Annotated in this window: 21 protein-coding genes; 15 read left to right on the top strand and 6 right to left on the bottom strand. The window is 61.2% G+C overall.

The annotated features are described in order from the left end of the window. Window position 1: 1 nt before the first annotated feature. Entirely contained in the window at window positions 2–589 is a 588-nt protein-coding gene (locus tag M1E05_RS12660) for a TetR/AcrR family transcriptional regulator (protein WP_461163148.1), read from the bottom strand. Between the two features lie 184 nt (window positions 590–773). On the opposite strand from M1E05_RS12660, the gene M1E05_RS12655 reads away from it, so the two are divergent. From M1E05_RS12655 to M1E05_RS12645, 3 genes are all read left to right on the top strand, one after another. Then, window positions 774–1,118, top strand: a complete 345-nt coding sequence (locus tag M1E05_RS12655) for a cupin domain-containing protein (RefSeq protein WP_461163147.1) — start codon at window positions 774–776, stop codon at window positions 1,116–1,118. A gap of 9 nt (window positions 1,119–1,127) precedes the next feature. After that, the gene (locus M1E05_RS12650) at window positions 1,128–2,432 is read left to right on the top strand and encodes a flavin monoamine oxidase family protein (RefSeq protein ID WP_461163146.1); all 1,305 of its coding nucleotides are present in this window, start codon (window positions 1,128–1,130) and stop codon (window positions 2,430–2,432) included. A gap of 111 nt (window positions 2,433–2,543) precedes the next feature. Then, window positions 2,544–4,022 carry an APC family permease gene (locus M1E05_RS12645; protein ID WP_461163145.1) on the top strand — a complete coding sequence of 493 codons (1,479 nt, stop codon included), beginning with the start codon at window positions 2,544–2,546 and terminating at the stop codon, window positions 4,020–4,022. 154 nt (window positions 4,023–4,176) lie between these two features. Here M1E05_RS12645 and M1E05_RS12640 read toward each other — a convergent pair whose 3' ends face one another. Continuing rightward, a complete protein-coding gene (locus tag M1E05_RS12640) occupies window positions 4,177–5,133 on the bottom strand; it encodes an AraC-like ligand-binding domain-containing protein (protein ID WP_458114293.1) in 957 nt (318 codons plus the stop codon). A 175-nt stretch (window positions 5,134–5,308) separates the two neighbouring features. Continuing rightward, the gene (locus M1E05_RS12635; protein WP_458114292.1) at window positions 5,309–5,899 is read right to left on the bottom strand and encodes a TetR/AcrR family transcriptional regulator; all 591 of its coding nucleotides are present in this window, start codon (window positions 5,897–5,899) and stop codon (window positions 5,309–5,311) included. Between the two features lie 123 nt (window positions 5,900–6,022). On the opposite strand from M1E05_RS12635, the gene M1E05_RS12630 reads away from it, so the two are divergent. After that, window positions 6,023–8,023 carry a primary-amine oxidase gene (locus M1E05_RS12630; protein ID WP_461163144.1) on the top strand — a complete coding sequence of 667 codons (2,001 nt, stop codon included), beginning with the start codon at window positions 6,023–6,025 and terminating at the stop codon, window positions 8,021–8,023. Between the two features lie 541 nt (window positions 8,024–8,564). Here M1E05_RS12630 and M1E05_RS12625 read toward each other — a convergent pair. Further along, the gene (locus M1E05_RS12625) at window positions 8,565–8,765 is read right to left on the bottom strand and encodes a hypothetical protein (RefSeq protein ID WP_461163143.1); all 201 of its coding nucleotides are present in this window, start codon (window positions 8,763–8,765) and stop codon (window positions 8,565–8,567) included. 224 nt (window positions 8,766–8,989) lie between these two features. On the opposite strand from M1E05_RS12625, the gene M1E05_RS12620 reads away from it, so the two are divergent. Next, the gene (locus tag M1E05_RS12620) at window positions 8,990–9,256 is read left to right on the top strand and encodes a GMC oxidoreductase (protein WP_458114289.1); all 267 of its coding nucleotides are present in this window, start codon (window positions 8,990–8,992) and stop codon (window positions 9,254–9,256) included. Window positions 9,257–9,346: 90 nt separating this feature from the next. On the opposite strand, the gene M1E05_RS12615 is transcribed toward M1E05_RS12620, so the two are convergent. Continuing rightward, window positions 9,347–10,756, bottom strand: a complete 1,410-nt coding sequence (locus M1E05_RS12615) for an aldehyde dehydrogenase family protein (RefSeq protein ID WP_461163142.1) — start codon at window positions 10,754–10,756, stop codon at window positions 9,347–9,349. A gap of 285 nt (window positions 10,757–11,041) precedes the next feature. On the opposite strand from M1E05_RS12615, the gene M1E05_RS12610 reads away from it, so the two are divergent. The 10 genes from M1E05_RS12610 (at window position 11,042) to M1E05_RS12565 (ending at window position 21,021) form a co-directional block, all read left to right on the top strand. Beyond that, window positions 11,042–12,001 (top strand): substrate-binding periplasmic protein, encoded by a 960-nt coding sequence (locus M1E05_RS12610; protein ID WP_458114287.1) that lies wholly within the window; start codon window positions 11,042–11,044, stop codon window positions 11,999–12,001. Window positions 12,002–12,038: 37 nt separating this feature from the next. Then, window positions 12,039–12,695 (top strand): amino acid ABC transporter permease, encoded by a 657-nt coding sequence (locus M1E05_RS12605; protein ID WP_458114286.1) that lies wholly within the window; start codon window positions 12,039–12,041, stop codon window positions 12,693–12,695. Continuing rightward, entirely contained in the window at window positions 12,692–13,369 is a 678-nt protein-coding gene (locus M1E05_RS12600; protein WP_458114285.1) for an amino acid ABC transporter permease, read from the top strand. Before M1E05_RS12605 ends, M1E05_RS12600 begins: the two co-directional genes overlap by 4 nt. Before the next feature lie 40 nt (window positions 13,370–13,409). After that, window positions 13,410–14,174 carry an SDR family NAD(P)-dependent oxidoreductase gene (locus M1E05_RS12595; protein ID WP_461163141.1) on the top strand — a complete coding sequence of 255 codons (765 nt, stop codon included), beginning with the start codon at window positions 13,410–13,412 and terminating at the stop codon, window positions 14,172–14,174. 51 nt (window positions 14,175–14,225) lie between these two features. Further along, entirely contained in the window at window positions 14,226–15,092 is an 867-nt protein-coding gene (locus M1E05_RS12590) for an amino acid ABC transporter ATP-binding protein (RefSeq protein WP_458114283.1), read from the top strand. A 95-nt stretch (window positions 15,093–15,187) separates the two neighbouring features. After that, on the top strand, window positions 15,188–15,916 hold the full coding sequence (locus M1E05_RS12585; RefSeq protein WP_458114282.1) for an amino acid ABC transporter ATP-binding protein: 729 nt from the start codon (window positions 15,188–15,190) through the stop codon (window positions 15,914–15,916). Window positions 15,917–16,028: 112 nt separating this feature from the next. Continuing rightward, complete coding sequence (locus M1E05_RS12580; protein WP_461163140.1) at window positions 16,029–17,660, top strand: FAD-dependent oxidoreductase; 1,632 nt, start codon at window positions 16,029–16,031, stop codon at window positions 17,658–17,660. Then, entirely contained in the window at window positions 17,657–18,547 is an 891-nt protein-coding gene (locus tag M1E05_RS12575) for an MBL fold metallo-hydrolase (RefSeq protein ID WP_461163139.1), read from the top strand. The genes M1E05_RS12580 and M1E05_RS12575 overlap by 4 nt, the downstream gene beginning before the upstream one ends. A 3-nt stretch (window positions 18,548–18,550) precedes the next feature. Beyond that, complete coding sequence (locus tag M1E05_RS12570) at window positions 18,551–20,155, top strand: thiamine pyrophosphate-dependent enzyme (protein WP_461163138.1); 1,605 nt, start codon at window positions 18,551–18,553, stop codon at window positions 20,153–20,155. 11 nt (window positions 20,156–20,166) lie between these two features. Then, a complete protein-coding gene (locus tag M1E05_RS12565; protein WP_461163137.1) occupies window positions 20,167–21,021 on the top strand; it encodes an ATP-binding protein in 855 nt (284 codons plus the stop codon). A 140-nt stretch (window positions 21,022–21,161) separates the two neighbouring features. Here the strand turns inward: M1E05_RS12565 and M1E05_RS12560 are convergent, their stop codons facing one another. After that, on the bottom strand, window positions 21,162–21,851 hold the full coding sequence (locus tag M1E05_RS12560) for a GntR family transcriptional regulator (protein ID WP_461163136.1): 690 nt from the start codon (window positions 21,849–21,851) through the stop codon (window positions 21,162–21,164). Window positions 21,852–21,970: the final 119 nt, after the last annotated feature.

Below are 21,970 nucleotides of genomic sequence, written 5' to 3'. Positions count from 1 at the left end.
CTTAGCGTTGTGGGCCAGTCCGGAGGAGCAGCACTTCGTGAACTTCCTCAAGGGACGCCGCAATGAGTGCGCGGTCCACACCCGCGAGGTACTGGAGCACCAAGCCGTCCAGTGCCGCGAACAGCGTCCGTGCCACGATCTGCACGTTGGTGGTGACCCCGGACGCGGTGAGGCCATCAGCCAGGGTGTTGACATAGTTCTCATAGAGGGCGGTAACCGCGTCAGCCAGTTCGGGCCGCCGCCGCGCCTCGAGGATCATCTCGTATTGGAAGACCTGCAGTTCCGGTTCGGCCAGCAATAGCTCCAGGAGTGACTCTGTGAAGGAATGGCCCACGGCTGCCGCTTCCCGCAGCTGGGACGCGTTGATGGACTGGTCGGCCGCCCAGTCCAGGGCCGCGGCGATCAACGCATCGCGGGTTCCGAAGTGGTGGGCCACCAGTGTGTTGTTCACACCGGCGGCTTCCGCGACCGAACGATATGTGAGCCCACGCAGGCCTTTGGTCGCCACCACGCCGACGGCGGCGCGCAGCAGGGCTTCCTTGCCGGTTCCGTATTTGGACGGAGCGGCAGGACCGGCGGAGCTTTTCATATGCCGAGTCTAGCCATTGCTTCCGGCTTCCCTGCAACGCCTCTTGACTTAAACTAAGCAAGTGCTTAGATTCATCTCAGTGGTGATGTGGATCACTGATTGGCGATTCTGCGTTGCTGCCTCACCTGAAATTCCCTTACCGCCCCGGTTCAACCGCCGGTAAGGCAAACCACTGGAGCCCAATGTGCCGGAAACCCCTGCTTTCACCACTTCGTCCGCCCTCGACCCGAACAAGAATGAACCCTTCGAACTCGGCCAGGTCCAATGGGTCCGCCGCTTTGGAGAGGGCGGCCGTACGGACCTCGCCTGCGGATACTGGCATGTCACTCCGGCGGAGGCGCCCGAACCCTTCGATCTGGTGATTCATGCCGACGAGACGATTTCCCTTGTTGAAGGACACCTCCGCATCGAGGTGGAGGGCCGGGACTCCTATGATCTCACCGCCGGATCCGCAGCGTCCTTCAACAAAGGCGCCCGCACCAGGTGGGAAGTGCTGGCGCCCACCGTCGAATTCTTTGTGTATTCCTAGGTGGTGGCCGTGGACCACGAACTGTACGACGTTGTGGTGGTTGGGGCCGGCTTCGCGGGGCTCACGGCCGCCCGCGAGCTCAGCAGGCAGGGACTGTCCGTCCGTATCGTGGAGGCCCGCGAGCGGATCGGCGGACGTACCTGGCTGGACCGGCGGCTGGGGCGCGACCTGGAAATCGGTGGCACCTGGGTGCACTGGACCCAGCCCTATGTCTGGGCTGAGCTGAAGCGCTACGGCCTGGACACCACGCCCAGCCCTGAACCGGAACGGGCCTTCTGGTGGGCGGACGGGCGCCGCCATGAGGGCGGGCCGGACGAATTGCTCCGGCTCATCGGCGGGATGAATGGCGAATTCGTGAAGTACTCCCGCGAGTACTTTCCGGAGCCGTTCAGGCCCCTGTCCCGCAACAATTTCAAGGCAATCGACCATGTGTCCGTCCAGGACCGGATCCGCCAGCAGTTCCCTGCCGGCGCCCAGCGCGACATCCTGGAGTCCTTTTGGGCATTGAACTTCAACGGTCCGCTGGAGAATGCGGCCCTGACACAGGCCCTTCGCTGGGTCGCCCTGACCAACGGAGACTGGGCGGTCAGCTTCGAGGCCTGCGCCACCTATAAGATAGTCGGCGGCACAGCTGCCCTCGCCGACGCGATCCTCGCTGACTCCGGGGTCGGCGTCGAACACGGTTTCACGGTGGACCGCGTGCACGACGCGGGCACGTCGGTGCGCATCCGCAGCACCGATGGGCGGACCGTTCGCGGGCTGGCCGCGATTATCACCATTCCTCTGCATGCGATGCAGGCGGTGAACTTCGAGCCGCCACTGTCGGCCGCCAAGACCGAAGGAATCCGCCTCGGCCAGGTGTCCAAAGGAACGAAGGTCTGGATCAGGTTGAAGGGAGACCACACACCCTTCGTGGCCCTCGGCGGCGCCGACTGGCCCCTGAACTTCTTCCAGACGGAATACGGCATCGATGGCGGCGCCATTGTGGTGGGATTCGGACCGGACGCCGCAAAAATCGACGTGGAGGACGCGGCCGCGGTCCAGGAGCAGCTGGTGCGCCTTGTCCCGGACGCTGAAGTCGCGGGAGTGGCCAGCCACAACTGGGTGGAGGATCCGCTGTCCGGTGAAACGTGGCCCATGCACGCCACCGGATTCCTGTCGACCCACCTCGCAGTCCTGCAGTCGGCCCATGGCCACGTCCGGTTTGCAGGCTCGGACATCGCCAACGGCTGGGGTGGTTTCATCGATGGCGCAATCGAGAGCGGCATGGAAGCCGCCCTCGCAACTGCTGCTGCGCTTAGGAACAACAACTGATCGCTGCACGACAAGGCGAACCACCTGCCCGCTGCGATGCTGGATTTCACGGTACCTGCCCCCTAGGGTGGCACCCTTTCCCCAACACTCATGACCGTTAAGAAGGATCCAATGAGTATTTCGAATTCCGAGTCCCGGACCACTGAAGCCTCTCCCCGCACCGAGCATTCAACCGCCCTTCGCGCCGGCAGTATCGGCGTCATGGGCATCCTGTTCTTTGTCCTGTCCGCCCAGGCGCCCCTCACTGGGATCGTCGGGGCTTCGCCGCTCGCGGTTGCACTCGGCAATGGCGCCGGTGCCCCCGGTGCCTATCTGATTGTCGGCATCGTAATCGTGATCTTCGCAGTCGGCTTCGTCGCGATGAGCCGCAGAATCCAGGCGAACGGCGCCTTCTACGCCTATGTGACCGCCGCCTTCGGGCGGAAGATCGGCGCCGGCACGGCCTGGCTGGCCCTGCTGGCCTACAGTACAGTCCAGGCAGCGATGTACGGGCTCTATGGTGCCGCGTTCTCCGGCCTGCTAGCCTCAACCGGACTGGACATCCCCTGGTGGCTGCTGGCTTTGGTCACCATGGCCGGCGTACAGGTGCTGGGTTCCCTCAACATCGAACTTGGCGCCCGAGTGCTGGCCCTCCTGGTGGGGTTGGAAGTGGCCGTCCTGCTGATGTTTGGCTTGACCGTCCTGTTCAGCGGTGGCGGTCCCGAAGGCCTCAGCTTGGCCGCGTCCTTCTCGCCGGAAGCTATTGCCTCCGGCGCCCCGGGGGTGGCCATCATGTTCGCTGTGGCCTCCATGTTCGGCTTTGAGTCCACGGCTATCTATTCTGCAGAAGCCAAGGATGCGCACCGCACGGTGGCGCGGGCAACCTATTTGTCCGTCAGCGTTATTGCTGTTTTCTTCTCGTTCATCTCGTGGATGCTGGTGAGCTACTACGGCCCGTCCCAGGTGATCGATGCCGCAGGCGCGGCACTGGAGTCCGGCGATTCAACCGCCTTTGTCCTGACGCCGATGGTGGAACTTTTCGGGCCTTGGGCGGGAGTCACCACGGGCATCCTGCTGGTCACCTCCCTGCTGGCGGGGATCATTGCCTTCCATAACGGCATCAACCGCTACCTCCATTCCTTGGCACTCCGCGGTTCCCTGCCCGCAATCGTTGCCCGGACCAACCGGCACTGTGCACCCGCCACGGCTGCCTGGATCCAGACCGCTTCCGCCGTCGTACTGGTGGCGCCCTTCGCGCTGCTGGCATTGGACCCGGTCCTGACTCTTTTCTCGTGGTTCAGCGGGCTGGCTGTTGCGGCACTCCTGGTGCTGTACATGCTCTGCTCCATCGCCGTCGTCGGCTTCTTTCGCAGGGAAAAGGCCACGGGTCAGCTTTGGCAGACCCTACTGGCGCCGGCGCTGGCGTCCGTGTTGCTGGCCTGGGTCCTGTATCTGGTGGTCAGCAACTTTACGTCGCTGATAGGCGGCAGCGCAGAGACCGCAAATGCCCTGTTAGCAGCGGTCCCGGTGGTGTTCCTGGCCGGTGTACTGGTGGAAGGCCGGGTGGAGCGGCGCAGCGGGGCTGCAGTCATGGGGGACTCCGTCAGTTAGGTGCGCCTGCAGCGAGGTAGGCAACTGCGGCATTGGCCCGGCTCGGATTACTCCGGGCCGGGTCATTTGCTTGCGGCCGGTGATTTTCCCAACGCACGACGGCGGCTGGTTGCTTGCCGCCAGACGGCGGCGGTTGTTGCGGCGGGCGGCCTGGTCAGCCTGCGCGGCGCCAGTCGCTAGGGGAAACGCCGAAGGCGTCGCGGAAGATGCGGCTGAAATGCGCTGCGTCGAGGAAACCCCAACGGGCAGCGACAGCGCCTACTGACCGCCCGGCATGCAGCGGATCCCGCAGTTCGCGGCGAGCGCCGTCCAGTCGCTGGCTTCTGATCCAGCTGGCCACGGTGGTCCCTGATTCATGGAAGACGTTGTGCAGGTGCCGCGTGGAAATGAAATGTGCGGCCGCAATGCTCGCCGGTGACAGCAGTGGATCGGACAGGTTGGCCTCGATGTATTCCCGCACCGACACGGCAAGGAGAGCCTGCGGCTTCATTTGGTCCGGGGCGATGTCCATTTCGGCGTGCAGCATGGTGGATACAAGGTCCAGGGCGTTTGTGGCCAGCCGGGAACCGCTGGGACCGCTCAGGACGTCAAGGTTCTCGGACAGCTGCCGAATGAACTGCCCCACAATCCCGCTGAGGCCGGTGCTTCCGGCCATTCGGACTGCGGCGAGCTGGCCCACGTAGTCCGTGGGCAGCGAGAGGGCATCGCAGGGGAACATCACCACCATCATCCGCGCCTCTTCCTCGAAGGCGAGGGTATAGGGACGGTTGGTGTCATAGATGGCGAGGTCGCCGGGCTGGAGCAGGGCCTCGCGGTTGTCCTGGATCAGCAGTCCCGTGCCCTCCAGCTGGAGGTTGAGCTTGAAGTAGCGTTCAGTGGCCCGGGCGATCAGGGCGGGGGTGCGGTGGACCTCGTGGGAGGTTGCGGTGACTTCAACGACGGACATCCGGTCCAGCACGCGCAAGCGCATCTGGCCGCGGAACCCGTCAATGTCTTCTGTCCTGGCGCTGAGCGGCACAAAGGACTCCGCTACGAGGTGTTTCCAGTGGTCGAACGTCAGCGCGACGCTGGACCTGACGTTCTGGCTGGCGGGCTGGACTGCAACTGGCATGGATGTTCCTGACGACGGATGGCCGCATAGCGTGGGTTCCCCCATGGATGTGTCCTGGGACACAGTCCACTCAGGTTAACGCCGGAACAGGTCTTTTTTCAACAGTTGTCGAAAAAAGAATCTTTTACTGGAGTGCCAATTGAAGCGTGCGGGGGGCCTCCGGGTAGGGGTGGGCTCAGTTGGCCACCAGGGCCAGAAATCCCTCGAGCTGGTCTGGAAGTCGGGGGCCGGCGCTGGAACCGGCGCCCAGTGCTGCCCCGATCTGTGCACCCAGCAGCATGTTCAGGAGCTGGCTCGCCACCGTGTCGTCGTCGACGGCGGCACTGACGTCCCCAGCCTCCCGCGCCTCCGCGAGATATTGCCGGATGGCAGCAAGCCATTCCTCCATGGACTTCTGGTGGATCTCCGCCTTCTGGGGATCGTTGATCGCCTTCTGCCAGAACGGGATCACTATCCGCGCTTCGTTGACCCGTTCCTCGTCCAGCGGGAGCACCTCCAGGCAGAAGGCCCGCAGTGCCGACAGTCCGGTTTTACCTTCCGTCACTGCGGCGATGCGCTGGTTGGTCCTGTTGAAGACGTGCCCGAATGCAAACTCCAGAAGGGTGTCCTTCGTGGGGAAATATGGTTTGAGCGCCCCGTTGGCGAAGCCTGCCTCCAAGGCAATCTCCCGCATGGTGGCGCCTTCAATGCCGAGCCGCGCAATGATCCGCCATGTGGCATCCACCAGTTCCAGCCTGCGCTCGTCATGGTCAACTATTTTCGGCACCGCGTCCACTCCCGGGGGAAATATTTTCGCTCAGACTCTTGTGAGCCATCTTACGGATGCTTATTCTCTACAAGTATAGAAAATAAAAACCACGACCGCCACGGTCCCGGACAAAGGTCATTCATGACGCTTGCAACAGCTGACACAGCTTCCCCGTACCGCCTGGCATCAGCTGGCGAGATCACAGAGGTCCAAGCCATCCTGCGCTCCGCCGGCCACCTGGGCCCGGAGAAGCGCATCGCCTACCTGGGCCTGCTGGATCCCGCCCGGGTGACGGTCGCCGTCGGGACTGCCGACGCCGATGCTGCCGCTGTCGCGGGCTCCGTCGGGGACCGGCGCTTCCGGATCTTTATCCATGACCTGACCGGCGGGGCGCCCGTGGACGTGGTGGTTTCAACGTTCATGCGGGAGGTCGTGTCCGCCGTCGAACTCGATACAGCCGTCACGGGAGAGCTTCCCGTCCTTGAAGAGGAATTCGAGGTGGTCGAGTCGCTCCTGGCCACCGATAACCGCTGGCTGAAAGCGCTGGGAGAGCGGGGCCTCGACGTCACCAAGGTCCGCGTTGCCCCGCTCTCGGCAGGGGTGTTCGAGTACCCGGAGGAGAGAGGCCGCCGGATCCTTCGCGGCCTGGCGTTTGTTCAGGATTTTCCGGAGGACAGCGCCTGGGCCCATCCTGTGGACGGCCTTGTGGCCTACGTCGACGTAGTCAGCAAGGAAGTCACGCAGGTCATAGACCTCGGCGCAATGCCCATCCCGTCCGAGCACGGCAACTACACGGACCCGGAGCTGACAGGGCCGCTCCGCACCACGCAAAAGCCCATCAACATCACCCAGCCTGAAGGCCCCAGCTTCAAGGTCATCGGCGGCAACCACGTCGAATGGGAAAAGTGGAGCGTGGATGTCTGCTTCGACGTCAGGGAAGGCGTGGTGCTCCACAACGTTGCCTTCCAGGACGGTGACCGCATGCGGCCCATCATCAACCGGGCCTCCATCGCCGAGATGGTGGTCCCGTACGGCGATCCGTCGCCCATCCGGTCCTGGCAGAACTACTTCGACACCGGCGAATACCTGGTGGGCCAGTACGCCAACTCCCTCGAACGGGGCTGCGACTGCCTTGGCGACATCACCTATCTCAGCCCCGTGATCAGCGACGCGTTCGGCAACCCGCGCGAGATCCGCAACGGCATCTGTATGCACGAGGAGGACTGGGGCATCCTGTCCAAGCACACTGATCTTTGGAGCGGCATCAGCTACACGCGCCGCAACCGCCGGCTCGTGATCTCGTTCTTCACCACCATCGGCAACTACGACTACGGCTTCTACTGGTACCTTTACCTCGACGGCACCATCGAATTCGAAGCCAAGGCCACCGGCGTCGTCTTCACCAGCGCGTTTCCGGAGGCCGGCTCGGACAACATCTCCCAGCTTGCACCCGGCCTTGGGGCGCCCTTCCACCAGCACCTCTTCAGCGCCCGCCTGGACATGGCCATTGACGGCTTTACCAACCGCGTGGAGGAGGAAGACGTCATCCGACAGTCCATGGGGGAGGGGAACGAGCGGGGCAACGCCTTCTCCCGCAAACGGACCGTGCTCACCCGCGAATCCGACGCCGTCCGTGAGGCTGATGCTCAAGCCGGCCGGACCTGGATCATCTCCAACCCCGAATCCCGCAACCGGCTCGGCGAGCCCGTGGGCTACAAGCTCCACTCGCAGAACCAGCCCACGCTGCTGGCGGATCCGGATTCGTCCATTGCCCGGCGGGCCGCCTTCGCCACCAAGGACGTGTGGGTCACCCGCTACGCCGACAACGAGCGTTACCCGACGGGCGATTTCGTGAACCAGCACCCGGGCGGAGCAGGCCTGCCGGCATACGTGGGCCAGGATCGTGAGATCGATGGCCAGGACATCGTCGTCTGGCACACCTTCGGCCTCACGCATTTCCCGCGCGTGGAGGACTGGCCCATCATGCCCGTGGATACGGTTGGTTTCAAGCTGCGCCCTGAAGGCTTTTTCGACCGAAGCCCGGTCCTGGACGTGCCCGCCAGCTCCAGCGGATCAAGCGCGGCGGGCAGCTGCCACAGCGCTTCCGGCTCCAGCGCCGGCTCCGCCAGTTGCCACGGCTAGGGAAATTCCGTGACATTTAGACGACGGGTCAGCATCAGCGGGCCCGTCCTGCATCCGCGGTTGTGCGCCCTGCTGGTGACCGGCTCCAGTGCCGTGCACGTATGGCTTGCGTTCCAAAACCAGCACGGCCCTTGGCTAGGTGCGCTGATGACGGGCCTGGCGGCTGTGTGCCTGCCTTGCGCCGTCCATATCTGGCAGCACAGTCGTGTAAGAGCCCTGCACCGGGTCATGGTTTGTGCCATCGTCATGGTTGCCCTCCACGGGATGTTACTGGTGGGCGGTGCAATCGGGAGCCACACTCACCCCGGTTTGCCGCCGTCGAACGTTCACGGCGTCAGCGGCGACGGCGGACTCTTGATGGTCATCGCGCTGGAAATAGCGACGGCGTTGCTCGCCGCAACCCTGGTCGCCCGCCTGCGCTCTGTTCCCCGCGTTTACATTCCTGCAGATTCGCCAGAGCGTTCTGCATCTGGGCTAGTCGCGGAGAGTCAAGTGGCGTGCGCGCAAGTACAACGAGGTGGGCCCCGGGCTCACGCTGGAGTCATGTCATCACTACTGAAGGGGTTGAGTTCGCGTTCTTGAGAATACTGCGGATCTGGTACTGGTCAATGGAACCATCGCTACCATGGATACCGCCCAACCACTGGTTTCCAAACTGGCGGTGAAGGACGGCAAGGTTCTGGCGGTCGGCCATGATGCGGAGCTGCCATGCGGGCCTCAGACCCGGATTGTTGATCTCCACGGCTCGTTTTTGATGCCAGGCCTGCTCGACGTGCACAACCATCAGACCGGGGAGCCGTCAAACTCTCCGGCCCTGCCCACGAGGATCCTCTGCTGATCGATCTGGGCGCATTGAATGAGGAGCAGGACTTAAAAGCCCTCGTCGCCTCAGCGGCAGTGCCGTGAGCTAGGCCGAGCACAGGCGTTGGCCGAGCGGGGCGCCGTCGAGCTCTACCGGGACCCCACGTGTCCGATGACGAGCTCGAAGAGTATGTTCGCAGGACAGTCATCACCTACCACCACCAGGTCGGAACCTGCAAGATGGGTGTCGACGTCAACGCCGTTGTTGACCCTCGGACGCTAAGGGGCCGGGGCCTTGCGGGGGTCCGTATAGCAGACGCCGCAATAATGCCGTTGGTGACGACAGGTAACACGAATGCGCCGACAGTCATGATCGCCGAGCGGGCTACGAAGTTCATCAAGGAACAAGGGAGCCGCCACGCCGAAAGGTGACGCTTCCCCTTCCCTTCAACTCCAGACCACAAAAGATGCCCCCGTCACACAACGGGGGCATCTCGTCGTTGCCAGACGCTTGTGGCGGTTTTAGCCGTTGATAACCTGCGGTACGCCGAGTGCTTTGAGCCCTTCAACACCGAACTCGAGGCCATAGCCGGATTGCTTGGCTCCGCCGAACGGGATCCGGGGATCTACAGCGCCATGCTTGTTGATCCAGACGGTTCCCGCCTGGATGCGTGCGGCTACCTCCCGCGCGGCAGAAAGGTCGGAGGACCAGACAGAGGCGCCGAGACCGACGTCGAGGCCGTTAGCCTTTGACACGGCGTCGTCCAGGTTGCTGTACCGGATGATCGGCAGGGCCGGGCCGAACTGCTCCTCGGCCACAAGTGGGTTGTCGTTGTCGATATCGGCTACCAGCGTGGTGGGGTAGAAGTAGCCGGGCTGGTCGGGGTCGGGGTTACCGCCGATCAGGATACGTGCCCCGCTGTCGCGGGCGGCGTCCACGAGGCCGGCCACAATGTCGTACTGTGCTTTGTTCTGCAGAGGGCCAAGTACGTTGTTCTCGTCGATGCCATTACCCATGGGCATTGCGGCCGCGACGGCGGTGAGTTCTTCGCAGACGGCGTCGTAGACATCGTCGTGGACGTAGAGGCGCTTGAGGGCCGCGCAGGTCTGGCCGGTGTTGATGAAGGCGCCCCAGAAGAGGTCCTGAGCGATGGCTTTGGGATCCGCGTCGGGAAGCACGATGCCAGCGTCGTTGCCGCCGAGTTCCAGCGTGAGCCGTTTGACGGTGTCCGCGGAGGACTTGATGATGGCCTTGCCGGTGGCGGTTGAGCCAGTGAACATGATTTTCCCGATGGCGGGATGCTCGGTCATGCGGGCACCGACTTCGCGACTGCCGCAGACCACGCCCAGGAGGCCTTCCGGCAGCTCCTGGTTAATGACGTGGATCAGGGCGAGCACGCTGAGCGGCGTGTATTCGGACGGCTTGACCACGACGGCGTTGCCCATCCGCAGGGCAGGCGCGATCTGCCAGACGGTAATCATCATGGGCCAGTTCCAGGGCCCGATGGCCCCTACGACGCCGATTGGCTTGTAGTGCAGTTCGGCGCGGGTCTCGCCGTCGTCCACGATTGTTTCCGGGTCCAGGGGGATGGTGGCGGCCGTGCGCAGCCAGGCGGCGCAGGCGCCTACTTCGAAGCGTGCGTTGGGTCCGTTGAGCGGTTTGCCTTGTTCGCGCGAGAGAAGCTGGGCGAGTTCTTCTGCTGAGCGCTCGACGGCGTCGGCTGCCTTGAGGAGCGCGGCGGACCGGCCGTCGTGGCCCAAGTCCGCCCAGCCTGATTGGGCTGCCTGGGCGGCGTCGATTACCTGCTCAAGATATTCGAGCGTATGGACGGGCGCTTCGCCCACCGGTTCGCCTGTTGCAGGATCAAAAATCGTCCGCGTGGTCTCGGAGGTGTCAGAGATGGACGCGAGAAGTGCATCGTAGGATTCCATGGGTTACTCCACTTCGAGTAGGCAGCTGAGCACGGCCGGATAGCCGATCAGGTTACTGCAAGTCTGGTTCAGGTTCTTGGCAGCTACCTTGTCTTTTTGTGCAGGACGCTTGTCATCAAGGGAACGACAACGCGCTCTCCCGATTCCGAGCTGCTCACTGGAAATCCGGCAAAACTTTCAACCAAGAAAGAAACCTGTAGGTTTTCCTATACGATATGCGATAGCATGATTAACATCACAGAGACGTGGCCGCGAGGGCACGTCCAAATCAGGAAAGGACCTGAAATGGCCATCAGCGACAAGACCGAGCATGACTCCGACACTTCACCTGTAACTACCACGAACGAACATCCTGGCCGCCGGGGGCTGATCGCCGGCGCAGCAGCCGGCGCGGCAGTCTTTGGACTGACCCGGCTCATCCCGGGAGCAGACGGGGGCGCGGGCGCCACCGGCGCGGGCTCCTCTGCCGACAAGGAACCCTTGGTGGACAAGTGGCGGCGGACAAAAGAGGCAAACCTGGGCTGGGAATTCTCCACTCCGCTGATGCAGTTCCGCAACTCCGCCGGTGAACCGGACGGGTTCAGTGTGGAGATGGTCAAGATGATGATGGCGGATCTGGACAAAGACATAAAGATCAACTTCACGGAAATGCCCTTCGCGCAGCTTGTACCCGCGCTGGTGTCAGGCAAGGTTGAAATGCTCGAACCCGTCACGAATCTGCCCGCCCGGGCCAATGAGGGCCTGTTCGCTGACATCCCTGCGAACTATGCACCCATCTACGCGCTGCGTAAGCCCGGGAGCACTATCGAAACGGATGAGGCTCTGAACGATCCCGCTGTGAAGATCGCCGTGATCCAGGGATCCTCCCAGGCATCAATTGGCGCCCAGCGTTATCCGAAGGCCACGTTCGTTGCTCTGGCTGACGCGACGGTGGCGATCGCAGAGGTGGCTTCCGGACGGGCTGACATTACACTGGCCTCAATCTTCAATGTCATGAATGGGCTTCGAAACAACCCGGGCCTGACCGTCCTGCCGGGCGAGCCCCTTTATGTGGACGTTAACACTTTTCTGTTGCCTCATGGTGACTACAAGTCACACATCTGGATTTCGAACTGGCTGCGGCATCATGCCGGACGCGGAACGATCGCTGCGCTTTGGAACAAATGGGTCGGCGACGCGCTTCGGAGTGAATTCAAGCTCCCGGTCGTGACCGTCGGCCCAGGCGGCGGCCTCATACAGGTCTAACCCGAACGCTGGCCGCCCAATACGCACATAGGAAATAATGCCTGATATGAATTGGGGCGCAGTCCTCAGCCGGTATGACCTCTTCCTTGCCGGAGCCGCAGTGGACATCTACATCGCGCTGGCAAGCTTCGCCCTCACGGTCGTCATTGGACTTTGCCTGGCCTCGATGTCTCGCGGAAACGGGTTTTCCCGGACCGTCTCGTACATTCTTGTCCAGATCATCCGAGGAGCGCCGCTGTACGTCCTGCTGCTGTGGGTCTACTTCGGCGTGTCTCAGGTCATCGGAATCAACATCCCACCTATAGCCGCCGTGATCATCGCTCTCGGCATAGCAACCTCCGGGGTAACCGCAGAGGTCTTCCGGTCCTCGTTCCTTGCCCTCGACAAGGGACAGGCGCTGGCAGCAAAGTCCTTTGGCATGACACGGTGGCAGGCCTACACATCGGTACTCTTCCCCCAAGCGATCCGCATCGCTTTGCCCCAGTTGGGAAACGTTTTCGTGATGCAGCTCAAAGGAGCCACCTACGCTGCTGTTATCGGTGTCGCGGAGGCCGTCTTCGTGGCCCAGGAAATCTCCACGAGTCTGTTCCTGCCGTTCGAAGCCTATGGGGCACTGGCAATAGTTCTGGTCCTGATGGCTTTCGCAGCCTCCTTCGCCTTCAACCTCACTGAACGGAGGCTAAAGATCAAATGACCGACTGGTTCGAGAAGCTATGGTCCACCTGGGGTCCCGTCCTGGGCTCAACAGGGGCAATTTCTGAGGGCATTTACATCACTCTCGCTGTATCATTCGCATCCTTCGGCCTCGCTTGTGTTGGTGGCCTGGTTTTGACTCTGATGCGTTTGAGCGGGCTGAAGTGGCTCGAAAGGACGGCATTCACTCTGACGCAAATCTTCAGATCGCTGTCGGCCTATGTCTACGTCCTCTTTATCTACTTCGCACTGCCTGCCATCATAGGCGTCCCCATTCCACCCATCGTCGCAGGCATCATTGGCCTCACTATCCTCAACAGCGCTTACATTGCCGAAATCCTCCGATCAGCGCTTTCCAGTGTCGGAAGCGGGCAGCGCGAGGCTGCAGCCGTCCTGGGAATGTCCACGGGCCGCACCTATACGGACATCATCCTGCCGCAGGGAATCCGCGTGGCCATACCGTCCTTGGTGAGCCAGCTGACCATCATCCTGAAGGATTCGTCCATCATTGGCGTCATCGGTGTCGCTGACATCATGTACCGGGCCAGCCACACGGCGGCGTTGACGTTCCAGTACTTCGAGTACTACACGCTCGTCGGACTCATGTATGTGGTGGTCGTGTTCATCCTTACCACCTTCAGCTCCTGGGTCGAGAGAAAGCTGCGCATTCCATGATCACGTTCGTGGACACCACTCATCAAATCGAAAGGTTCTCATGCGTTTCCAAGGAAAGGTAGTCCTGATAACAGGAGCTGCCGGGGGTCTGGGTGAGGCGTCCACCAGAAAGTTCGCCGCGGAAGGCGCCAAGCTGATCCTCACAGACCTGGACCAGGAGAAGGTAGAAACTCTCGCTGCCAAATGCAGAGCCGAATTCGGTTCATCTGTGGTGGCATTGGGCGGCGACATTGCCCAAGAAAGTGTCGTGAACGATGTAGTGGCTGCCGGCCTGTCGGAGTTCGGCAGGATCGACGTCCTGTTCAACAATGCGGGAGTCAATCCGACAGGAAACGTTGTTGAAACGAGCCTTGAAGTATGGGATCTGACGATGAATATCAATCTTCGGTCCGCGTTCATGATGACGTCCCGCGTTGTACCGGGAATGGTCAGAGCCGGCGGTGGGGTGATTGTAAACACCGCGTCCATTGCCTCCTTCAAGGCATCGAACAACGAAGCCGCCTACAGCGTTTCCAAAGCCGCGCTGCTGCAACTCACCAAAGTGACCGCCCGTGACTTCGCCGGTTCGAACATCAGGGCCAACGCAGTTTGTGCTGGCATTCTCGAAAATTTCATGGCCGATCGGAAAGCTATCTCATCGGACGAGATGATCGAGAATCGCCGGAACCGAGTGCGGGAAATTGTCCCTTTCAAGCGAGAAGGACGCTATGAGGAGATCGCCAACGTTGTGGCCTTCCTGGCCAGCGACGACGCCTCCTACATCACAGGAGCAGCGCTGACAGCGGACGGTGGACTCACCGTATGAAAGGGGCCCAAAGCCATGACTGATCCGCTAGTTAGGAATGAGGATGAACTCATGACTGATGAGGACATCGAAGCCGGCGAGTTCAAGCCCACGCAGGAACCAGATGCGCAGCCGGCGGCGACCGAGGCGCGGGTGCCAATTATTTCCCTTCGAAACGTCCGGAAAACCTATAACGCAGGGACGCCCAAGGAAGTGACTGTCCTCAAAGGCATCAATCTGGATATCTATCCGGGTGAAGTAGTGGTTTTGGTCGGTCCCAGTGGCTGCGGAAAGAGTACCCTTTTGCGGTCCATGAACCTCATCGCGCCCCCCGACACCGGAAGGATAACTTTCAAGGGCAGCACGTGGTCCAACAGCCAGATTGATTTTTTCGACTTCAAGGCCCGACGGGCAGAAATGCGGGCCATCGCCGCATGGCGAATGTCCATGGGCATGGTATTTCAGAGCTTCAATCTGTTCCCGCACCGGACGGTGCTGCAGAACGCAATGATCGGTCCGCTCCGGGCCAAAAACACCGACCGGGCTGAGGCAGAAAGGCTAGCGCTGGCCGGGCTCCGCAAAGTGGGCATGGAGGATAAGAAGGACTATTTCCCCAGCAGCCTCTCCGGCGGGCAGAAGCAACGGGTTGCGATTGCTCGAGCCCTCGCAATGCAGCCGGAGGTCATGCTCTTTGACGAAGCCACGTCCGCCCTGGACCCGGAACTGCGGATCGACATTCTCGAGGAAATGAAACAGCTCGCCTCCGAGGGAATGACCATGGTGGTCGTAACACACGAACTGGCGTTCGCGAGGGAAGTAGGCAGCCGGGTGATCTTCATGGAGAACGGCCAAATCACAGAGGACGGACCGGCAAAGGAAACCATCGACAACGCCACCCATCCCCGTTTTATCGAGTTCCTCCGTGCGCTTCACCACTGACCCCGGAAGCGCATCTGCCTTGATGAACGGAATACCCGCCCTGGTACAGGGCGTGCCGAAAGAAGCACCCCGATATCCGACTAAAGGAAGAACAGATGATCAGTGTTAAGGGCGTATCGAAGTCCTATGGGGACGTAGAGGTCCTGACCGATTGTTCCCTCCAGGTGGAGAAAGGGGAGGTTGTCGTAATCTGCGGCCCCTCGGGTTCGGGCAAGAGCACCTTCATTAAGACCCTGAACGGATTGGAGCCAATCAACTCCGGATCCATAGACATCGCGGGCTTCACGCTGCAGCCAAGGAAGAAAGTGCCCCGGAAGCTGCACTTCAACGTGGGAATGGTGTTCCAGCACTTCGAGCTTTTTCCGCACCTCACAGCACTGCAGAACGTGGCTCTGCCGCAGGTCAAAGTACTCCGTCGGAGTAAAAAGGAAGCGATGGAGCGCTCCGCGCAGCTGCTGGCCCGTGTAGGCCTGGAGGCGCACGCAGACAAGTACCCGCAGAGCTTGTCCGGAGGGCAACAGCAGCGGGTTGCGATAGCCCGCACCTTGGCCATGGACCCAAAAATCATGCTTTTCGACGAGCCAACCTCTGCGCTTGATCCAGAGATGGTTAACGAAGTACTTGCTGTGATGACCGGTCTGGCAAAGGAGGGTATGACTATGCTCTGCGTTACCCATGAAATGGGGTTTGCCAAACGAGCGGCCGACCGGGTGGTTTTTATGGACCACGGCAGAATCCTGGAGGATCTTCCTGTCGAAGATTTCTTCACCAACTCAACCACACAGCGTGCCCGCGACTTTCTCTCCAAAATCCTGGTGCTCTAGTTGCCACACTGCTGTATGCGAAAGGGATTGCGGCACGAGTTCAGTTATCTAGTCCCGGTTTCATCCTATAGGATTTCCAATTGTTCTCGACTATTACTGAAGGAACAGCACCATGAGCAGGCGTACATATGACCTAGCGGTGGTCGGCTCTGGCGGAGCGGGCCTCGTTGCAGCCTGCGCGGCAGCTGACCGCGGTCTTTCGGTGATCGTGCTGGAATCAACAGATTTCCTTGGCGGGACCACTGCCTTGTCGGGCGGCCAGATGTGGATTCCCTGTTCGCCCGCAATGATCCGTGAAGGCTTCAGTGATTCTGCCGACGCAGCAATGGCCTACCTTCAGCGGGTGACGCTTGGGGTATCCCCAGCGGCCAGTCTGCGGTCTTTCTTGGAAAATGCACCCAAATTCGTCACCTACCTTGAGGATGAGCTCAACATACCTGTCGTTAATATTGACCGCCCCGACTACCACCCGGACTGGGCCGGCGCGGCGATGGGCCGCACTGTTGAACCCCTACCCGTTCCGGCCCAGGATCTCGGCGCCTGGAAGGAACGAACACGTACCTCTCCTACAAGGCGTCCCCTCACGGGGCCCGAGACCCGCACTGGGATAGACAACGTTCTCGTGGCGGAGCGGGAAGCGTCGGATGTGCGGACCCAGGGATCCGGACTTGTTGCGGGACTCGTAAGGGCGGCCTTGCGGCGTGGCGTTGAACTGCGAACCCTCGCCCGGGTCACGTCCGTTAGCCGGTTGGCTGGAGACTTCGTGCTCGGCATGGAGGAAGGGGAGATCGTGGCCCAGAACGTCGTCCTCGCCTCAGGCGGTTTTGCCCGCAGCGCCGATCTTCGGAAGGACTTTCTTCCGCCCGTGGAGATTGTTCCGACGGCTGCTCCCGGTTCGCTAGGGGACAGTCTCCGGCTGGGCACGGCATTGGGAGGCAGGCTACGCGGAATGAGCGAAGCCTGGTGGACTGCCGCCGCATCTATTGAGGGAGAGACCATCGACGGCGTAAGTCTCCACAGGAATGTGGTTCGGGAGCTCGCCTTCCCAGGCTCGATTTTAGTGAACGCGGCCGGCGTCCGCTTCGTAAATGAGGCAAGCTCCTACAACGATCTGGGCAAGTCGTTCTACACGTTTGACGCTGCGGGTCATCGGTTCCCCAACCAACCCGCATGGCTCATTTTCGATGCGAACTTCAGGAGCACCCGATCCATAGCAGGCATCGGGCCCTCGGCACCGGCGCCCAAGGAATTCATCGAGGCGGACGGTCTCTCATCCCTTGCCCGGAACTGCGGCATCGATGCCGCAGCCCTGCACCTGACTGTGGCAGAGAACAACAACTCAGCCCGAACCGGAGCGGACAGAAGGTTCAGCCGCGGCGCAAACGCGCACGACCGGTTCAACGGGGACCAAGCGCATCAACCCAACCCGTGCCTTGGCCCCATCACTGAACCGCCGTTCTTTGCCGTGCCCATCACCCTGGGCGCAAATGGCACCAAGGGGGGTCTGGTCACCGACGAATTTTCACGTGTACTTGACCACCGCGGCGAACCTATCCGTGGCCTTTTCGCCGCTGGCGAATCCGCAGCCGCCCTCATGGGCCCCGGCTATGCCGGATCCGGTGCCTCTCTCGGTCCGGCGCTGACATCCGCGTTCACCCTTGCAGTCAAGCTTTCGCCCCCCGCCCCGGAGTCCATGGGCTCCCACGCAGGCATGATGACGAGGACGGAAAGGGCAGGACAATGAACAGCACTGCAGACACGGTATCCGGACGCCCGAGCGTAAATGAAGTCGTAGTACTTGGCTCTGCCGGTGGCCCCACACCCAAGCCCGGCCGGCGCCCGGTATCGCATGCCCTCGTCATCGATGATGGGGTGACGGTCATCGACTGTGGAAACGGCACGGTCAACCAATTTGTCACCGCAGGGCTGGATCTGAGCAGGCTCAGACGGATTCTCATAACGCACCATCACATCGACCATGTGGCTGACGTCGCCATGTTGCTGCACTTGGCGTGGTCTCAGCTGGACAGGGTTATCCAGGTCATCGGGCCACCGCCCTTGAAGAGACTTTTCGAGCTCCATTACGAAGCTTTCGAATTCGACATCCGCTCCCGCATGGATGACGAAGGACGGAAGCATCTGAGGGAGTTTGTCGAGGTCATCGAAATCGAGGCGGATGCGATCATTCAACTTGGCAATGCGGTGATCACCGCGGTGTTGGTTGATCATCAACCGGTGCCTTATGCCTTCGGCTACAGAATTGACCAGTCGGGCCTGAGTGTGTGCTTCTCAGGGGACACGCGGCCCTCCAATTTCCTGGCCAGGCTCGCTCAGGACGCGGACTTGCTCGTCCACGAAACCACGTATCTGGCCAACGCTGCGGACTACCTCAGCCCAGCGAGGGCAGCCCGCGTACTACCCCGCATGAATTCAGTCCACAGCGACCCAACGGGCGCCGCCCGGATCGCGGCCTCTGCCAAGGCGAAAGCCCTTCTCCTTAGCCCCGTCGGCACCTTCGGACCGGTGTCAGACGAGGAAATACTGGCCGAAGCCGGCGTCGAGTTTCCCGGAAAGACCTGGGTTGGCAGCGACTTCCTGCGAGTCCCACTTCCCATCAAAGGAGAGATCTAAGTTATGACCACGTACAACACCGGCGGCGAAGCCGTCGTCAACAGCCTTAAGGCGAACGGCCTGACCACCATTTTCGGCTTGCCTGGGGTACAGAACGACTGGCTCTACAACGCCTTTTATGACGCGGGAGAGGACATTCGCGTGATCCACACCCGTCATGAGCAGGGCGCCGCATACATGGCTCTGGGCCACACCATGGCCACGGGCAAGCCAAGCGTCTGCAATGTTGTGCCGGGGCCAGGCGTACTAAACGCCGGGGCGGCGCTTGCCACTGCGTACGGCCTGAATGCAAAGATGCTGTTCCTCACTGGTCAGGTCCCGCAGAAGATGATTGGCCGAGAAATGGGAACGCTGCATGAGGTCCCGGACCAGCCTGGGCTCCTTCGTTCCCTGACAAAGCACTACGACAGGGTCACCCATCCAGCAGAAGCGGGAACCAAAATTGCGGCTGCCATCCGCGCCCTGAACACCGGACGGCCCCGTCCGGCTGCGATTGAGGTGCCGATGGACGTGCTGGAGCATCGTGCTCCGGTCCCGGACCGGTTCCCCGTCGCTGACGGTCCCCAAGACGTCATCGATGAGGAAGGAATAGAAAAAGCCCTCTCCATCCTGGCCAACGCCAAGAATCCCATGATCTTCGTCGCCAACGGGGCACAGGATGTCTCAGCTGAAGTCACACGGCTTGCTGAAATTCTTCAGGCACCCGTGGTCGGCTACCGCACAGGACGCGGCATCGTCGACAGCCGGCATCCCCTAAGCTGCTTCCTGCCCGAGGCCAAGCCCCTGTGGGCCGAGACTGATGTGCTCATCGCTCTGGGCGGCAGCGCCCGTTCAGCTCTCCAGGGCTGGGGGAGAGGTGCGCGCAAGGTGATCCGGATCGACGTCGACCAGACTGTCCACGGCCGCTATGGCCAGCCCGATGCGGCAATCACGGGGCGCCTCGAATCACACCTGCCGGTCCTCATCGAAGGATTGGAAAAGAGAGGCATCCAAAATGCCGACATCACCGAGCAAATGACACTGGTGCATAAGGAGTGGCAGGAACGCAGCGCCGTACTGGACCAGCAGACCGCCTATCTCACTGTCATTCGCGAGGCGCTCGGCATTGATGGCATCTTCGTCGATGAACTCACCCAAGTCGGCTTTGCCAGCCGCATCCTGCTGCCCGTCTACAAGCCCCGGACTTTCATCTCCACCGGCTATATGGGCACGCTCGGCTATGGCTTCCCCACTGCCCTGGGAGCCAAGGTGGCAAAACCAGACAGGCGCGTGCTTTCGGTGACAGGCGACGGTGGTTTCATGTTCGCCGCAACGGAGTTGGCAACTGCAGTTCAGCACAATATCGGACTGGTCACGGTTCTTTTCAACAATTCCCAGTACGGCAACGTCCAGCAGATGCAACGGGACCTTTACGGTGGAAAGGTGATAGCCACCGACCTGGTTAACCCGAACTTCGAGCAGTTCGTCACGTCATTCGGAGCCTCCTACGGACGTGCCACATCGCCGCAGGAACTGGCCCCGGTACTCGAGAACGCCTTCAGGTCCGGCAAACCCACTGTGGTGGAGGTTGTAGTCGGCGACATGATCAGCGTGGACCAGTTCCGGTGACGGGAAAACCCGTGACAGACAAACCGAAGAGTCCTCCGGCTCCATACCTTCACGAACTGTGGAGCAGAATCGCAGGGCTCCGCTGTATCGTCGTCGTCGGACTGCCCGGTACAGGGAAGAGCCTCCTCGTCCGTGAGATCGCGGCGGCAGCCGACACAGACGGACGCCCCAGCACCGTCATGCAATGGGACGTCTCGCGAGAATCCTGGGACAGTCACCCTTCGGCGTCGGCTACATATCCCGAAATTGATGGCGTCACCCATGAGGGCATCCGAACGGCGATGGGCACTTGGGTCCGGGAGGCCGTCGGAGACTGGTATTCCCAGCACGCCGACAGGGATGATTTGCTCATCGTCGAAGCCCCACACATCGGCGGTAGGTTCTCAGAACTCGCCCACGTCGTTGACGACGTGGCCGAACCAGGCCTGCGAGGGCCGGGCACGCTATTCGTTCTGGTGGCCCCTACCAAGGACCTTCAGCTGAGGCTGAAAAGCCAGCGAGCCGCGGACATGGAGAGCCAGGGGGAGGGCTCGTACGAAAGTAACAACGCCTCGCCGGATCTCCTGGATGAGCTCACGAACTCGTTGCGTGGACCGGCCCAGGAGCTGGGGATAGTGAGCACCTCCTCCACCGGATACGACCCGGAGCTATACGCAGAACTCATGCAACATGTTCTGCGGCACAGAAACGTTCTCGTGTTGCGCCCGGACCAGCTCATGAAGGTTACTGGATCCGTCTACGCATTGGGAGACAAGTCCAACAGGCTCTGGGCAACGGAAGAACAGGTTCAACGGTCCTTGGACGGTGTTGAATCCATGTCACAAAAGGAACTGGTCCAACATACGAGCGACTGGTTCCGCTCGTAGGCGTTGGCCGTAGGAAGTAGGCCCTTTGCCGGTCATACAGCCTGCGTTGGAGTAGACAGCTCGAGCTTGGCAGCGACCCAACGAAAGAGGCAGGCCGGCCCCTTAGGGCTGCCTCGCCGTTTTTAAGAATTGGAATCCAGTTAGGCTGCGCTGCGATTGCTCAGTTTCTCCTGGACACGGCGTACCAGGACCAGCGTGTGCTCGCGGCTTATCTCTTCGAGGTTAGTGTCGGCTTCGCCGTTCTCGATGGCGTCGATGATCCGTGTATGGAAGCCGATGGTTTCCTTACCCGCAGATAGTCCCAAGGTCTGAATGATGATGCCGCGTTCGCGGGCGAACACCAAGCTGCTGACAGTATCGGTCCATTGGGAGAGCCGCTGAAGCTCCCGGATCAGGAGAACATTGGGGCAGCGACCATGAATCATCTCGTGAAATTGACGGTTCAGCGTTGTCCATGCTTCAAAATCGAACTCCTCCAAGGCGCCCAACAGCTTACCGTTGGTCTCGCGGAGCGCTGAGATCTCCTCACGGGACAGCAGGGGGGCTGCGGCGCGGGTGGCGTACGCCTCCAGGACGGCTTTCATCTCCATAAGGTTGAACCAATGTGTCTTATCAAGCTGAACGATGGAAGGTCCTGAGTTTGTCCCGTATTCAACCAGTCCCTCGGCTTCCAGCCGACGAAGTGCCTCCCTGATGGGGGCCTGGCTGACGCCGATGTCCTTGACGAGGTTGTCGATGATCAGACGCTGTCCGGCTGCATACTGAGAGCCCACAATGCGTGTCCGCAATATTTCATGGGCAAAGTCGACCTTAGACTGGACAGCTGTCATGTTTCCCTCTCGGAGCAACTTTATGGACGAAATCAAGGCTCATGGTTTGCCCGTTTCCGCGTCAGCAACAACAGCCGACAAAGCGTATAGCTAATCCTATGCGATCGCCTTGATTTTCA

This window comes from Arthrobacter sp. R4-81, assembly GCF_054792365.1.
The sequence above is the reverse complement of the archived record's forward strand: the minus strand, read 5'-3'. Positions and strand labels throughout refer to the sequence as shown.